The following is a 16,526-nucleotide window of genomic DNA, read 5'->3' as shown; positions in this document are numbered from 1 at the left end:
ATTTATGGAAGTATTTATTATCGTATCGCTCATCTTGGCAGGACTACTTCTCTTTATTGTAGAGGTTTTCCTTATTCCCGGCATCAGTATAGCCGGAATAGCATCAGCCATCTGCCTGCTATATGCCAACTATTACGCTTTCGACACATTAGGACCGATAGCAGGATTCATTACTTTGATAGCATCCGTCCTAAGTTGCATAGCCATTATCGTTTGGTTTATGCACTCAAAAACCATGGACAAGCTTTCTTTGAAGAAAACACTGGATTATAAAATCGATCCCCTAAAAGGAACCCATATCCGCATCGGAGACAAAGGTATAGCAATAACCCGCCTTGCACTGATAGGCAATGCAAACTTTAACGGACACATCATCGAAGTGCGCTCTGCCGATGGTTTGATTGATGAGAATACTCCCATTTATGTAGAAAGAATGGTTGAAGGAACGGTGATTGTACGCAAATTCAACCAATGATAGAGAAATGACTTACAAATACGAATTTATCAGGTTTCTTGATTGACATTCTCATTCAAGCATATTTTAGACAATAGTGAAAACAGCAAAAACTTGATATTGAGCTGTTCAAATATAAATATTTACTTTTAAACAACTGATTATTATGATCGAACCCAACTATCTTCCTTTCATCCTTATAGGAGGTGGAATTATTTTCGTGGTACTATTCTTTCATTATGTACCATTTTTCCTCTGGCTGTCTGCCAAAGTTTCGGGGGTACGCATCTCATTGGTGCAATTATTCTTAATGCGCATCCGTAATGTCCCTCCTTATGTCATTGTCCCGGCAATGATTGAAGCACACAAAGCCGGCTTAAGCAACATAACCCGAGATGAATTGGAAGCTCATTATATGGCAGGCGGGCATGTGGAAAAAGTAGTGCACGCACTAGTATCCGCGTCCAAAGCCAATATCGAACTGTCTTTCCAAATGGCAACTGGTATTGACCTAGCCGGTCGTGACGTATTCGAAGCCGTGCAAATGTCAGTGAACCCTAAGGTTATTGACACCCCTCCCGTTACCGCTGTAGCCAAAGACGGCATACAGCTTATAGCTAAAGCTCGTGTCACCGTACGCGCCAATATCCGCCAATTAGTAGGAGGTGCTGGAGAAGACACGATTCTAGCACGTGTTGGTGAAGGTATCGTGTCCTCTATCGGATCGTCCGAAAATCACAAATCCGTATTGGAAAATCCTGATTCTATCTCTAAATTAGTACTCCGCAAGGGCTTAGATGCCGGTACGGCTTTCGAAATCCTGTCTATTGATATAGCTGATATTGATATAGGCAGAAATATTGGAGCTGCTTTACAAATAGACCAGGCCAATGCCGACAAGAATATTGCACAAGCCAAAGCAGAAGAACGCCGTGCAATGGCCGTCGCCTTGGAACAGGAAATGAAAGCCAAAGCAGAAGAGGCACGCGCGAATGTAATTCAGGCAGAGGCCGAAGTGCCCAAGGCCATGGCGGAAGCATTCCGTAGTGGCAACCTAGGTATTATGGACTATTACCGCATGAAGAATATACAAGCAGATACCTCCATGCGTGAAAATATTGCAAAACCCGAAACAACTTTCGGTAATGAGCCATTAAGTAAATAAAACTAGTATTCAACGATTAATATATTTTTCTTGGATGCGAATGGAACTGTTTTTCTCTTGATAATGCTAATATCAATGAAAGTTTATAAATCCGTAACATCTACATCTAGGAAATAATCTGTTTGCATACTCATTAAAAAGACAAGAAATATAACATTAATTATACTGGCCATTAACCACAAAAATAAAGATTATGAAAAAATATTATGCAGAATCTGAGTTGATTATCAATCCCGACGGCTCTATCTTCCACCTTCATATCAAACCTGAACAGTTGGCAAATAAAATAATTCTAGTAGGTGACCCCGGGCGTGTAGCATTAGTAGCTTCTCATTTCGATACTAAAGAATGTGAAATAGAAAGCCGTGAGTTCAAGACCATTACCGGTACTTATAAAGGAAAACGTCTCACCGTAGTTTCCACCGGTATAGGTTGTGACAATATAGACATTGTGATGAATGAATTAGATGCTTTGGCCAATATTGATTTCAATACCCGTTATGAAAAAGACCACTTGCGCCAATTGGAATTAGTACGTATCGGTACATGTGGCGGATTACAGCCTTATACTCCTGTTGGTACCTATGTTTGTTCTGAAAAGTCTATCGGTTTTGACGGACTGCTTAATTTCTACGCCGGACGCAATGAGGTTTGCGATCTGAAATTAGAACAAGCTTTTATAGATTACATGGGGTGGGAAGGTAATGTATGCATCGCCCACCCATACGTTATTGATGCCGACCGGGAATTAATAGACCGCATTGCGCAAAATGATATGGTCCGTGGCGTAACTATCGCCGCAGGAGGTTTTTTTGGTCCGCAAGGACGAGAACTCCGTATCCCATTGGCCGATCCTAAACAGAATGAAAAGATTGAGAAATTTGAATACAATGACTATCGCATCACTAACTTTGAAATGGAAAGTTCCGCCCTTGCCGGATTAGCACGCCTGATGGGACACAAAGCCATGACTGTATGTATGGTGATTGCCAACCGACTAATAAAGGAAGCCAATACCGGCTATAAAAACTCTATTGATGGTTTGATAGAAAAAGTCTTGGAAAGAATATAATTCCCAATTTAGGTGTCTATATAATATGGATAAGATTCACCGGATCATCTATCAATACTTATTCTTATTATCATCCAGAAGAAGATTGGCATAAACAGATTTTTTACAGAATAAGCCAACTCTTTTTACCTAACAGGGGACATCGCTTCATAGAAGACCATTTTTTGTAAAAAACAACAAGATGTCCCCTCATAAAACAAATAAAAATATGGAAACCAGTTTCAAACAAACAACTAGTAATAAAGTAGAACGTTACCGTCTTTTCCTCCCTCAGTTTGAACTTTTAATATCAGATGAAAAAGAAGAAATAAGTGTTTTGGCCAATACTGCTGCTGCTCTTCGGGAAGCCTTCGGCTTTTTTTGGGTAGGTTTCTATCTGGTTAAAGACGACCAACTTATTTTAGGACCTTTTCAGGGAAGCACCGCCTGTTATCGCATCCATAAAGGAAAGGGAGTATGTGGGACCTCATGGGCAGAAGCCCGAACCTTGATAGTGCCCAATGTAGAACAATTCCCCGGACATATAGCCTGCAGTTCTCTTTCCCGCTCTGAAATTGTTGTTCCTATTCTTGCTAATGGACAAGTAAAGGGAGTATTGGATATTGACAGTAATCTATTAAACTTTTTTGATGAAACAGACCGCCGTTATTTAGAAGAAGTAACAGCCATTGTAGCTAAAACATTATATTATTAACCAAATGAAAATGATAAACCAAGATACAATCTGTGCCATTGCCACCGCCCAGGGAGGAGCCATCGGAATAATTCGTGTATCTGGCCCAAAAGCGATTGAAATAACGTCACGCATATTTACACCCGCCACAGGCAAGCCACTGACAGAACGGGCACCATATACTCTTACTTTCGGAAAGATTTGTTCCCCAAAGCGAAAAATTAATAATACACTTTTCCAACAAACAAGTGAAATTCCGCAAGAAAAAAGTGAAACGTTACAAAAAACTTCGTCAATTACTTCTTCTGCAGAAGAAGTAATTGACGAAGTTTTAATTTCCTTGTTCCGCGCCCCCCATTCTTATACCGGTGAAGACAGTACGGAAATCATGTGTCACGGTTCATCTTATATCCTGCAGCAAGTTATACAACTCCTGATCTATAATGGATGTCGTGCCGCTCTACCAGGTGAATACACCCAACGTGCTTTTCTAAACGGAAAAATGGACTTGAGCCAAGCCGAAGCTGTGGCCGATCTGATAGCCTCATCGTCTGCCTCCACCCATCGCCTAGCCATGAGCCAGATGCGCGGAGGATTCAGTAAAGAACTTTCTAACCTGCGTAACCAATTACTTCATTTCACTTCGTTAATGGAATTAGAACTGGATTTCAGTGATCATGAAGAACTAGAATTCGCCAATCGTGACGAACTGAGCAGTCTAGCTACCCATATCGAACAAGTTATTGCCCGGCTAGCTCATTCTTTCAGTGTAGGAAACGCAATCAAGAATGGCATTCCTGTAGCAATTATCGGAGAAACAAATGCCGGAAAATCTACCTTACTGAATGCGTTGCTGAATGAAGAAAAAGCCATTGTCAGTGATATCCATGGAACGACCCGTGACGTAATAGAGGATACGATCAATTTACAAGGTGTCACATTCCGATTTATTGATACAGCTGGAATCCGCCAAACGAACGATGCAATAGAAAATCTAGGGATAGAACGTACTTTCCAAAAGATGGACCAAGCATATGTCATTTTATGGATGATAGACTCTACAGATGCCCAAAGGCGGTTCGAAGAATTAAAAGCCGACATTCTTCCACACTGCGAAGGGAAAAAGATGATTATTTTATTTAATAAGTCAGATCTGTTACTAGCAACACAAAAAGAAGAGTTGTCAGCCATATTTGCTGACATGAAAGTGGAAAAACTATTTATCTCAGCAAAGAAAAGGGAAAATATAACGATTCTGGAAAAGAAGTTAGTACAGGCAGCTGCCTTACCGGAAGTCAACCAAAACGATATTATCATTACAAATGTACGCCATTACGAAGCATTAACACGAGCATTGGATTCTATTCATAGAGTACAGGAAGGATTGCAATTGGAATTATCAGGAGATTTGGTAAGTGAGGATTTAAGACAATGTATCCACGAACTAAGTGAGATTGTTGCAGAAGGAGGTATAACCTCGGAAGAAACATTGCAAAATATATTTCAAAACTTTTGCATCGGCAAGTAAGATATTGTAATCAACTGCAACAAATTAGAATCAACTATAATGAAGTCGCTGATTTTCAGCGGCTTTTTTATTTGCCAAAAATCCAGCTATAAACAGTTGGATACTGTTGTTCACCATATTTTTCTACCGTATTTCTACCGCGGAACAATTAAGGGCTTTTGCCCGATGTCACACTGACGCATTTGTTGACGTGTGTTGACAATGGTTTACGTGAGTAGACAAAAAGGGAAATTATCCGAGCTGTAAAAAGCTCATGTTTCACTAAAATATGGAGAATAACAAAAATGGAAGTAAAAAGAATCTGCCAGTGGTGCGGCAAGCCTTTCATGGCAAAAAAGACCACTACCAATTATTGTAGTCCGCAATGTTCCAAAAGAGGTTATAAACACCGGATGAAGGAACGTAGAATGGAAATGCGCGAATTTCAAGAAATGCTGGAGGTAAAGAACAAACTGGAGAGCCAGGAATACTTTACCTTTTCTCAAGCAGCCAGACTAATGGGCGTTTCTCGCCAGTATGTCTATAAACTGGTAAAAGAGGACAAACTTCGTGCATCAAGGTTAAGTTCAAGAATGTCGCTCATCAGAAGAGCCGACATCGAACTTATGCTGAAAACAAAACCTTATGAAGTTCTCAGACCAAAAGATGAATTTGACGTTACCGAGTATTATACCGCTGAACAGATTGCGGAAAAGTACAAAGTCAACACCAAATGGGTGTGGACCTATACCCGGCAAAACAATGTTCCCAAAGTCAGAATCCGCCAGTTCAATTATTACAGTAAAAAGCACATAGATGCGGCATTTGCCAAATATAAAACGGATGATGCCTTGACCGAATGGTACACTCCGGAAGAAATCGAGAAAAACTATGGGATGACACGTGTAGCCATCCGTTCACATGTCTATCGCAACAACATCCCTTCAAAGAAAGAGCACGGCCAGATATTCTACTCAAAACTTCACTTCGATCTGTCCAAGAAGACAACCGAAGATGATTCTTCAGAATACTATACCGTACAGGAAGCCATGAAGAAGTATAGTCTCACACGGGATTCTGTTTACGGCATTCTGCAATTCCACGAAATAAAACGGGAGAAGAAAGGGCGCTTTGTGAGATTCCTGAAAGTGGAATTTGACCACATTATGGGCGCCAGATAATGAATCTGTACAGACAGATATACAGACTGGAAAATGATTTTATGCTGAATGCGGTCTGCATAAAGTCATTGTGCATCTTCACCGCAAAATTTAAGTCAACTAATAACATTTGTAACTATGTCAGAATGTAAAACTGTAACTTTAAGAACCCGCCCGTTAAAAAATGGTATGCTTTCCTTCTATCTAGACTATTATCCGGGCTACCGTGACCAGGAAACAATGAAGACTATCCGTCACGAAGGTTTGAACATTTATATCTATGCAAATCCGAAGAATCAGCGGGAACGTGACTTCAATGCAACCATGTCAGAGAAAGCAGAAGCCATCCGATGCCGTCGCTTTGAAGCTATCGTAAACGAACGATATGATTTCTTCGACAAGAGGAAATATAAGGCAGACTTTCTGGAATACTACCGTAAGCAACTTCCCAAGCACGACCAGAAATGGGAATTCGTTTATCAGCACTTCTATAACTTCGTACATGGCAAATGTACTTTCGAAGAAATTGATGTGGAGCTGTGTAACAAGTTTCGTGAATATCTGCTCAATGCCAGACAGCTAAAACGGGATGGATATATTACACGAAACTCAGCGTCCGGCTACTGGTCCACATTCAGAGGATTCCTGAAGATTCTCTATCGCAATCGGCTGATCAAGGCAAACATAAATGATTTTCTGGAAAAGATTGAACCGGAAGATGTGGTAAAGGACTATCTGAGTGTTGAGGAATTGTACTGTCTGGCTGAAACACCATGCAAGATACCAGTTCTAAAAACCGCTTCCCTCTTTTCGTGCCTGACCAGTTTGAGACTCAGTGACATACTTACTCTCTGCTGGGAGGAAATTGTTGATTTTGCAGCAGGAGGAAAATGTGTACACACCATCACACAGAAGACAAAGACGGAAGACATCATTCCCATTAGTGATGAAGCTCTGAAGTTAATAGAATACTCACCTGAGAAGAAGGGGTTGGTATTCAAAGGTCTGAAAAGATGCTGGACCCAGGTTCCCATGAAGGAATGGATTCGCTCTGCCGGAATCACCAAGAATATAACATTCCATTCGTATCGTAGAACATTCGCAACCCTGCAAGGAGCGGCTGGGACCGACATCCGTACCATACAAAGTATGATGGCTCATAAGAGCATAACCACGACTCAAAGATACATGAAAGTAGTGGACAGCAACAAGCGTGAAGCGAGCAATAAGATTACCCTAAAAAGGAAAGAATAGCAGTCTGTATCCTATATAAATAATATGCCTAAAGTATGATTATAGTATGATTTAGAGTATGATTTTCGTACTTTAGGCTTATTTTTCTTAAAATCTCAACGATTATCTGTCACTAATTACAACTATTTGGAAATAGAAAATATATTTGCCATAAAAACTAGTACATATAATTACAGAACATGACAAACAATATTAAATTATCGGCACGAAAGACAAGTTTCATACTTGCAGTAAGTTGTATCCTTTTTTCAGTAATTGCAACATATCTGTACATTAATCACCAGATAGATCTGACCAGGTATACAACACCTATAATATTAGGAACCGTTGTAATAATCATAACGTGCGGAGGATTACAACGTGTATTCTATATATTCCTTACGGATGAATGTCCGCAGATCTTTTCTGATAATCAAAGAAATTCTATACCTGACAAGGTTATTCCCAAACCAGATATGATAATTGAAGAATGCAGTGAACCAACTGTAGAAGTTTCAGATATAGAAATGATTGAAGTTAGCAATGCAACAGAAGTTATTTCAATGATTGAGTTACCGGAAAAGACAAAGAATACTGATACGACTGAAAATAAAGCTGTCAGCTCTGAAATCGTTACATCCATTACAATATCAGAACAGCATGATGATTCGAAAGAAATCAAAGTTTTGGAGCAACAACCTACTTCAGAAGTTAAACCCGAAGCTTTTTCATATCTCCAGGGATTCGAAAGCCGTATGGAAGAAATTCAGAAGGAAGAATTAGAGAGAAAAATAATGATTATAAATGCTATTCATGAATATACCACCTATTCTACCGCAAAATTTCTTACCAAAGAGAATCTGCTTATACTACATGAAAACATAGACCATTTGGCAAGTGGGCAATCAGATTTGTATAAACCCATTCGTTCAAAAATGGAAACTCCTCTTACATCACCTTCATTACGACATTTTGTCTGGAATATAGGCGAACGGTTAGGCATATCATTATCAGAAAGAGCCAATTTCATAAAAACCATATTTCCTAATGAATTAAAAAATGCAACTTTGGGATACCTTGTCAAGAATCTCAAAGATACCATACACAGTCAGATTCCTATTGACAGTCCAAAATATGATGATTTTAAATTTGATTATACTCTTATAAACAAAGCGCAATGTGAGAAAAAAATGAATTAATACAGACCGGAAAATGATTCTCGTCTCCTATTTTTCTGCATAATGTCATTGATTTAGTTTGTGGCGTATTTAAACACAACAAATAAAGACATTATGCATTTTAAAAATTTAACCTTTAACGATTTACCTACAGTCGTAGGTGAATTATGTAAGAGAATTGAAAATCTGGAAACTGTATTGAAAAACAGTCTGGCAGTCCAAAACAAGGTCAAAGAGAACCATCACGTTCCTATGACGGTGGATGAAGTATGTACCTACCTTGGCATATCCAAATCCTCATTTTATTATAAGGTCAAGCATGGGGGCATTCCTGTAATCAAACAAGGTAAACATCTTTTTGTCTATCGTGATGAACTGGACAAATGGCTTGAGACCGGAAGAAAGGTACAGGTTCCACTGACTTTTGAAGAAGAACAGACACAGATGCTTGCTGTCACCCGTCGTAAGGCTAACCCTAAAAACGTGTAAAGCCTATGGACAAGACAGACATTAGAATTCCTACTGACGAGGAATTGACCGCTTATATGGAGGAATCTGCTGTAAGTGCAAACGGAGCTTATGAACAGTCACCGGTTGTATTGATGGTAGATGATGCCGCAATCGGTACACTGGGGAACTTCAGTGCCTCTATAGGCAAGGCCAAAAGCAAGAAAACTTTTAACGTTACTGCCATTGCAGCATCGGCATTGAAAAACGGTACTGTGCTGAAATACCGTTCATCATTTCCAAAGGATAAGCGAACTGTGTTGTACATTGATACAGAACAGGGACGCCATCATTGCCAAAAGGTATTGAAAAGAATCCTGCGCCTTGCCGGACTCCCGGAGGACAAGAATCCAGACAATCTGATTATGCTGGCTTTGCGCAAGTACGCCCCTCCGATACGTCTGGCTATAGTCGAACAGGCTATCGGCACAATCCCCGATCTCGGACTGGTGATTATAGATGGCATCCGAGACTTTCTTTATGATATCAATTCCCCCAGTGAAGCGACCGATATTATTTCCAGATTCATGCAATGGACGGATGACCGCCAGATTCACATTCATACCATTCTCCATCAGAACAAGAATGACGAGAATGCCCGTGGTCACATCGGCACGGAACTGAATAACAAGGCAGAAACAGTCATGCAGGTAGAAGTGGACAAAATGGACAGAACAGTGAGCGTAGTAGAAGCCATTCATATCCGTGACCGGGCATTTGAACCGTTTGCTTTCCGTATAAACGATGAAGTCTTACCTGAACTGCTGGATTCCTATCAACCCCAGGAAAAGAAAATCGGAAGACCTGTAAAAGAACCGTTTGATCCGTACAAGGAAATTTCCGAGAGCGTGCATCGGGCAGCTCTGGACGCAGCTTTTACAAACGTCTGTATTACCAGTTATGACGATTATCTAGAACGGCTGAAGGAAGGATATGCCCTGCAGGATATTAAGCTGAGACATAACAAAGCGGTTAAAGTTGCCACCTTCCTCAGTAACAAAAGGATGGTCATAAAAGAGGGAAAGAAATATAAAATCAACCCAGATAGCCATTATTGAATCCGGCTTTACTTTATTGGCAGGGTGTACATATTAGAATAAAGCAAAGTCATAAAGACGTTATAGGGAATATTCATCTTCTCCCCTTTTATTGGATAATCAAAATACTTATATCGTTTATGGTAGCAGTCGAAATGCCAATTTCATTTGTATATACGACACGGCTTGCCGTGCAGTTTCAACAGGTATCTGTTGCGAGATATGCTAAGGTATAACCTCCACTCCATTATGGTTGTACATTGGCGCTCTCGCCGGCTCAGTCACTTCGCCGGTGCGATACTCGCAGGCTCGCACCTTAACCCGTTATAATATTAGATTTTCATGGAAAAAGAAATAATAAAACAAACAGAACAGAACTAGACTCCGGACAACAGGAGGACCGTATTTATCGGGGCCAAAGTCAGCCCCCGACAGAAAGAACATATCAAGTCACTGGCCGAACAATGCGGAATGACCGTAAGCGATTATCTGCTTGCGCGGGCATATAATTATAAGCCAAAGGCAAGACTCTCCAAAGAAGAAGCTGCACTGCTGCAGAATCTGGACAGCTGCCGTGCTGACCTGGTGAAATACACATCAGCCCTTCATGGAATGAGTGCAAGCCAACGGCACATGATGTTCAACTAGATTCCATTTATGGTGAACTGGCTGAAGGAGCTTGGCTATGTGGCAGAAAATGTCTGCCAGTTCCTAAATTCCGTAAAAGAGCCGAACAGTATTCCAACCAATAATAAAACTGAAGAATCATGATCGCAAAGGCTAAAGCAATATCGCATGGCATAAACGACATCCGTTATATAACAGGCGAATCACATAATAAAAAACATCCGGAAAAAATCTATCGGGTATTGGACAATATGATGCCATCGGAACTAGATGCAATGGGTGTCTGGAATTCCATGCAATTTACTCTTTCCCGCTTCCGTCCGGTGAAGAACTCAGTCATCAGAATTGAACTTAGTCCGTCACCCAAACATACCAAGGACTTCACCATTGAAGACTGGCAAAAACTTTGACAGGATTTCGCTAAAGAGTTTGACAAACAGGTGTTCAAAGACAAGGACGAGAAAGTACGAAACTGTCCGACCAATCTGGCCAACAGCAAATACACAGTCTGGCTCCATATGGAATCCAATAGCGGAGTTCCGCATCTTCATGCTGCTGTCTGCCGGATGGATGAAGACGGAAAGATTAACAACGACCACAATATACACCTTCGTGCCCAGTGGGCAGCAGAAAGAGTGGCAAAGAAACGTGGATGGACAACAGCAGAACAGGTAAGAAATATCAACATGATATTGATTACACGAGATTGTATAAATGTACTTAAATCCATGTCATCATGGTCATGGGATGAATACAAAGCAGCATTGACAAAGAAAGGATACACCATACATGAGCGAAAGGACGATGATGGTATTCTTCACGGATATGCTATCATGAAAGGAAAGACGAAATACAAAGCTTCCGATCTGGGTATTGGTAAAAACCTGATGGTTTCAAAACTTCCTGCCACATGGGAGAAACTTCATTATAGGTCAGGCATTGCAGCAAACAACAAACCTAAAGACACTGATTCGAAACAGATTCAGAAGCCATCGGCATCCGCTGATTATACCAAATATAAGATCTACAATCCGAATACGGTTCCCTATACATTGAGTCACGAAGGCCAGGAACATCGGTTCTACATTCCAGAAAAGGTACTCAACCATTTTAACGATGAATTTGATTATCGTTTCGTTTCCAATTCACAGGAGTTAACCGATATGGCAGTAGCAATATTTGTCGGATTGCTGGAAGTTCCCAATGCACCAACCGGAGGTGGCGGTGGTTCACAAAGCGAATTGCCATGGAGAGATAAGGACGAGGATGATCTCTTATGGGCAAAAAGATGTGCCCGTGCTGCCATTCGTACCTTAGGAAAGAAACCGAAAACTGGATTAAAACGATGAGCTTATGAAAAAGAAATTTGATTTTACCGCTGAAATGAAGGAAGTGCAGGTTACCAAAAGTACTCCTCAAAATGAATATCTTGAGGAGGAAAAACGTCTGCTTGGTATAAACGTAAAAGAACTTGCCGAGTTGAATGACAATGTGTATGGATTGAGGACGGATCTTACCGCATTGGTAGATTTATTAGGAAAATACAAACTGTCTATTACTCAGGATACGCAAGATCAGGCTGTTAAATTTGGTAATACCGTTCTTGGCCGGTTTATTAACCAAATTGAGATCAAATGCACTGAGGCAGAACAAAGGATTGCTCAAATGGATAATCGCATTTATTTATCATATAAGGCATTTTATATTTTGATTGTCATTCTAATTACCCTATCCTCTTTTTTGATCTGTATGATCGTGGCGAATGTAGAATTTTTGCATTCCTGGTTAATTTGGAGGATGGTTGCTGCATGTGGGCTTATAGCGATCTTGGGAATTACGATGGTGATAGTAGTTCATAAGTTACTTGGAAATAAAACCTGATGAAAAAATATTAAACAATAGCTTTCTGTTCTAAAAAAATGTGACAAGAATTATAGTTTTCAAGCTGTAACTCTTGTCACACATTTTATTTATTATTTATTTTTAACTCTTCATTTCAAGCATAGCAAGCATTAACAAAATTTCAAATCGAGTACTTTATTAATTATAAATACTTTATGCCTACATTAGAATTATAATGAACTAAATCCTACACGAAAAACTCAAATTAGCGGGAAAAGAAAAGTTTTGACTTGCAGATAATATTATGTGGTTGGAAATTATTCAAGCTCGGTATATTCCCTATTATTCAAAGAATCAAAATGTTCAAGTTCCCTATTCATTTCATCTTGATTTATCAAGAAAGAAGGACAAGATTTTGCTCTTGCAGTATCATGTTGCTCAAACCGGTCTATTCCTAAATATTTATACAAGCGGCATAGTTTTCCTGAGCCGTCATAGCTGTCAACAAAATTTTTACAGTATAAACAATTCTTAATACCAAATCTTTTATATCCTTGATATTTAACCATTTCATATACTCCAAAAGCAACAGGTGTATGAATGCATATTTCCAAAAGAGATTGTTTCCTAACTTTAGCTATATTCTTACACAAAGATGTGTCTTGATAACATTGTGACTTACCGGATGCATATAGAATATAACGAGAAAATTCTATCTCTTGTGTAATATTTTTAGCATCATAGTCCTCCGACTTGAATCCCCAAAACGTTGTTTCACTTATATTTTCAGATTCTATTCCTTCTAGGAGCCTGCTATCACATTTAGAGGATTCAATGAAACCATCATCGACAATTCTTTGAATGTCATTTTCAGATTCAATCTTAACTTCAATAATTTTACCACCATTATGCAATTTAGATACATCACTTGCATGAGTAACAAAAAATTCAATATATATAGGCGCCAATTGAGGCTTCTTAGACGAAAATATTTTCAAATCAGAGCGTCTGTTAATTGAATCATACTGTATTTCTTGTTCATATGAGTCATAAAACTCTTTTAAATTGAATCTTTTATGAGTTGATATATAACAATTTCCATATCTAACGAATGCACATGTCTTTACATGTGGGCAATATGAACGATACTCAAAACCAACATTAAATACTTCTTTAGATAGAAATGCCTCTTGAACTCTTAATTTTGCCAACTGATGCAACATAGTCTCATATGCATTTTCACAATCTACTCCAGAAGCATGAGCAAAATGATGGACACGTTTCATTCCACCATTTTTCGCTACCAATTTTTCCTTACATGATGGACAATAACAATTGCAAAGCTGCCCTGTGTCAACTTCGTCTATATAGACAAGATTACCAATTAAGTTTAATGCGTATGTTAGTAAACCTTTCTGATGCATAAGCAGTACTTCCTCTAAACCTTTTATTAAATTATTATGCTAATAATTGTATAGGTAATCACAGATTTTAATGAATATTTTGTGATCGTTAATTATATAGATGGAGTTCTTTATTTTATACCTTCATAATAAATATTTAGTGGCTATTCTAATCCCCAAAAGTAGTATAAAGTTTGAATATATTCCTTATCATAAGATATCCTACTTTTTCTTACTATCTGGTATCATAGAGTTCAACTCGCAAGCATTACTCACGAGTTGGACTACATAAATTTTCAACTTGTGTTTTAGCCAACATCAAGAGTTTCATGTTTCAATCATTATTAATTCTTTTCTCTGTATCTATAGCCGTTAAATTTCATTTAGAACATTCTACTACTCAAACAATATACACTTGTAGGATTTTATTAATATTTTTACTTATAATACCCTTACTGCACTATCCGTTTTTATATAATATAGCCAATAAAGCATTTTAATAAATCATTATTATATACTATCTAGTCCTACTAGATTCTTAAAGAATCCGTATTCTTCATCTACTAGAGCTCGTCTGTCTAGTCCCATATTCTGATATTCACACGAAGTCTCAGAAACCATGGTACAACCAAAACATGATGCTCTATTTAAGCTATCTTCATTTTCCCAACATAAAGGATCTGAAGAACAATTTACTGCACGTTTCATTGCAGATTCAATAATACTACTAATAAGTCGAGGCTGTCCTTGCCATACAAGGCCTCCCATACTGCCTTCTGCTCCATCTGCTGTATAAATAAGCACGCCACACATTTTGTCTGAGTAATATAGCCGCTCACTCAAACTTGCAGTAGGGTAACCACAAGTAAATTCAAGTTCTTTCATTAACACATGGCTAAATGTATGAAGTAGATAAAATTTAGCTCTTCCGTAAAGAGAAATCTCCTGATATAAAAATTCTCCTAATGCCCCATTATCAAGTTGACATTTATAATGATCATTTAAATCATTTTCTTCAGCCCACCTTTCAATAGTAGCCATATCAAATGCAAAAAACAAGCCTTCACCATATATTTGATTAGCAGGTAATACATATATGTCAGACGGTATTCCATCAAAAATGGGCTTCATCTCATCACCTGGTGCCACAATCTTCCCACTATCATCAAGTTTAGATGTTGGCATGTTTACTCGACCAAAGCCTAACTGTGTATTTGTAAGAGAAACTGTATTCACTTGTTTAATTGTTTTAAAATATGGCTGTAAAGAGTTAGGAATAATAATTTCATTAAACTCTAATCCTTTAGATTTTCGATTGGGTTCATGAATATCAGTGAGAACTTCAAATTCTGTTAATCGATATGTTGCAACAGGATCATTATCTTCGTCTTCTACAATTAATCCAAGAAACATATTTTTGATATTTTCATAATCAAAATCTGTCAGACTACACTGCCAGTTAAGATTTGCATCCTCAATAAATTCATCACAAGCATTATACTTTTTTTTCCAAAATTCTTCTTGAGTCATTTCTGGCCTTCTAGTAACCATTGTATTATATTTCTCAGTTACTTTACTTAACACCATACGAGCCTGATCATTCAACTGCCCAGGCTTTAATGGAATAAAATCTTTAGGAATATATAAACTACTAAAACCACTTGCATAGTATATGCTATTACTAGTTACCATTGCTACTTGCATCTTAGTCTTTTGGCCAGTAGACAAGCATCGTTCATATGCATTATCTTTGTTAACCCATGGACGTTCACCTCGACAATAAGGTTTAATATTCATTATACCAGCTAATGAAACAGAATAACCGCATTTTGAACATTTTAGTGTGCCCCACGATTCTGCTTGGTTACGAGAATTAAGCCATTTAATATTATGCTTACCTCCACAACTACAATCTTCACAGTCGTAACCAAACAATTCGAAACCTGCATCATCATCCATTTTCTCATGTTTAAGAGACGCACAGAAGAACTTATACCATGGGATATCTGATATATGACCATTTGGGCAAATAAGAATAAGTGGAACTGGTTTTAATAGACCATATTCTACATCATCATGTAAAACTTCAGCCTTTATTTTTCTATAAGTTTTCTTATTAGGATCGCGTGGAGGAACAAAATATGTCATTTTCCCATCATTACATTTACGAATTTGCCATTCTTTACGCCACTCATTAAGAGGTTTGATTTCAGAATTAGCAGAAATAAACCACTGAGGAAAATTAATAGCAGGGATATAAAACATATCTTCGCCTAATTCAGTTCCAAATCGCGCTTTAATAGATTCATAAAGTGGATTACCTTTACGTTGTATTTGATTAAATGAATTCAGTAGAATATGAGGTATTGCAACAAAACATTTTAATTGGGTAAACCTTTTTTTCACATTTAAAAAATCCACAAAACGCGGATCTTCAATCAATTCAACACCACATTCTTCTTGAATTTTTGGGATATTTAATGTTTGTGATTGTATCTCCTTTATTTTATTTGATACCACCTCCACAAATTTCCAGTTATTAATACTTAATGGCATAATAAAACCACCCCACTTGGTAGTAATAATAGATCCTACACCTGCAGCAGTAGACAAGATTTTATACTTGCCCATAGATTGATTATATTGATTCTCTTTACGTATATCCATA

The 16,526-nt window shown here is 38.3% G+C and carries 13 protein-coding genes and 2 pseudogenes; 13 read left to right on the top strand and 2 right to left on the bottom strand.

The window, feature by feature from the left end:
- The first annotated feature begins 4 nt into the window (after positions 1-4).
- From AB5062_RS15010 to AB5062_RS14950, 13 genes and pseudogenes are all read left to right on the top strand, one after another.
- Positions 5-475: an NfeD family protein gene (locus AB5062_RS15010; protein WP_005839403.1), complete on the top strand. Its 471-nt coding sequence runs from the start codon at positions 5-7 to the stop codon at positions 473-475.
- 145 nt (positions 476-620) lie between these two features.
- Positions 621-1,619, top strand: coding sequence for a flotillin-like protein FloA (gene floA, locus AB5062_RS15005; protein WP_005839405.1), 999 nt, complete (start codon positions 621-623; stop codon positions 1,617-1,619).
- Positions 1,620-1,812: 193 nt separating this feature from the next.
- Complete coding sequence (locus AB5062_RS15000) at positions 1,813-2,691, top strand: nucleoside phosphorylase (protein ID WP_005839407.1); 879 nt, start codon at positions 1,813-1,815, stop codon at positions 2,689-2,691.
- A gap of 208 nt (positions 2,692-2,899) precedes the next feature.
- Positions 2,900-3,385, top strand: a complete 486-nt coding sequence (locus AB5062_RS14995) for a GAF domain-containing protein (protein WP_012055800.1) — start codon at positions 2,900-2,902, stop codon at positions 3,383-3,385.
- A 13-nt stretch (positions 3,386-3,398) separates the two neighbouring features.
- Complete coding sequence (gene mnmE / locus AB5062_RS14990; RefSeq protein ID WP_057280501.1) at positions 3,399-4,892, top strand: tRNA uridine-5-carboxymethylaminomethyl(34) synthesis GTPase MnmE; 1,494 nt, start codon at positions 3,399-3,401, stop codon at positions 4,890-4,892.
- Between the two features lie 284 nt (positions 4,893-5,176).
- Complete coding sequence (locus tag AB5062_RS14985) at positions 5,177-6,052, top strand: helix-turn-helix domain-containing protein (protein WP_032952420.1); 876 nt, start codon at positions 5,177-5,179, stop codon at positions 6,050-6,052.
- A 117-nt stretch (positions 6,053-6,169) separates the two neighbouring features.
- Positions 6,170-7,285 (top strand): site-specific integrase, encoded by a 1,116-nt coding sequence (locus tag AB5062_RS14980; RefSeq protein WP_032952422.1) that lies wholly within the window; start codon positions 6,170-6,172, stop codon positions 7,283-7,285.
- A 455-nt stretch (positions 7,286-7,740) separates the two neighbouring features.
- Complete coding sequence (locus AB5062_RS14975; protein ID WP_227238689.1) at positions 7,741-8,463, top strand: hypothetical protein; 723 nt, start codon at positions 7,741-7,743, stop codon at positions 8,461-8,463.
- 93 nt (positions 8,464-8,556) lie between these two features.
- A complete protein-coding gene (locus tag AB5062_RS14970; protein WP_032952425.1) occupies positions 8,557-8,931 on the top strand; it encodes a helix-turn-helix domain-containing protein in 375 nt (124 codons plus the stop codon).
- 5 nt (positions 8,932-8,936) lie between these two features.
- On the top strand, positions 8,937-10,007 hold the full coding sequence (locus tag AB5062_RS14965) for an AAA family ATPase (RefSeq protein ID WP_032952426.1): 1,071 nt from the start codon (positions 8,937-8,939) through the stop codon (positions 10,005-10,007).
- 387 nt (positions 10,008-10,394) lie between these two features.
- A pseudogene (locus AB5062_RS14960) lies at positions 10,395-10,757 on the top strand (metalloproteinase).
- Positions 10,754-11,962, top strand: a pseudogene (locus AB5062_RS14955) (relaxase). Before AB5062_RS14960 ends, AB5062_RS14955 begins: the two co-directional pseudogenes overlap by 4 nt.
- Before the next feature lie 4 nt (positions 11,963-11,966).
- Positions 11,967-12,494, top strand: coding sequence for a hypothetical protein (locus AB5062_RS14950; RefSeq protein WP_182431288.1), 528 nt, complete (start codon positions 11,967-11,969; stop codon positions 12,492-12,494).
- A gap of 278 nt (positions 12,495-12,772) precedes the next feature.
- On the opposite strand, the gene AB5062_RS14945 is transcribed toward AB5062_RS14950, so the two are convergent.
- The gene (locus AB5062_RS14945) at positions 12,773-13,879 is read right to left on the bottom strand and encodes a competence protein CoiA family protein (RefSeq protein ID WP_032952428.1); all 1,107 of its coding nucleotides are present in this window, start codon (positions 13,877-13,879) and stop codon (positions 12,773-12,775) included.
- A 489-nt stretch (positions 13,880-14,368) separates the two neighbouring features.
- Positions 14,369-16,525: a DUF1998 domain-containing protein gene (drmB, locus tag AB5062_RS14940; RefSeq protein WP_057280801.1), complete on the bottom strand. Its 2,157-nt coding sequence runs from the start codon at positions 16,523-16,525 to the stop codon at positions 14,369-14,371.
- Between the last annotated feature and the right edge of the window lies 1 nt (position 16,526).

This window comes from Phocaeicola sp. RTP21359st1_B8_RTP21360_211022 (assembly GCF_040911965.1).
GTDB lineage: Bacteria > Bacteroidota > Bacteroidia > Bacteroidales > Bacteroidaceae > Phocaeicola > Phocaeicola vulgatus.
This window is presented reverse-complemented; position numbering and strand designations above follow the sequence as displayed.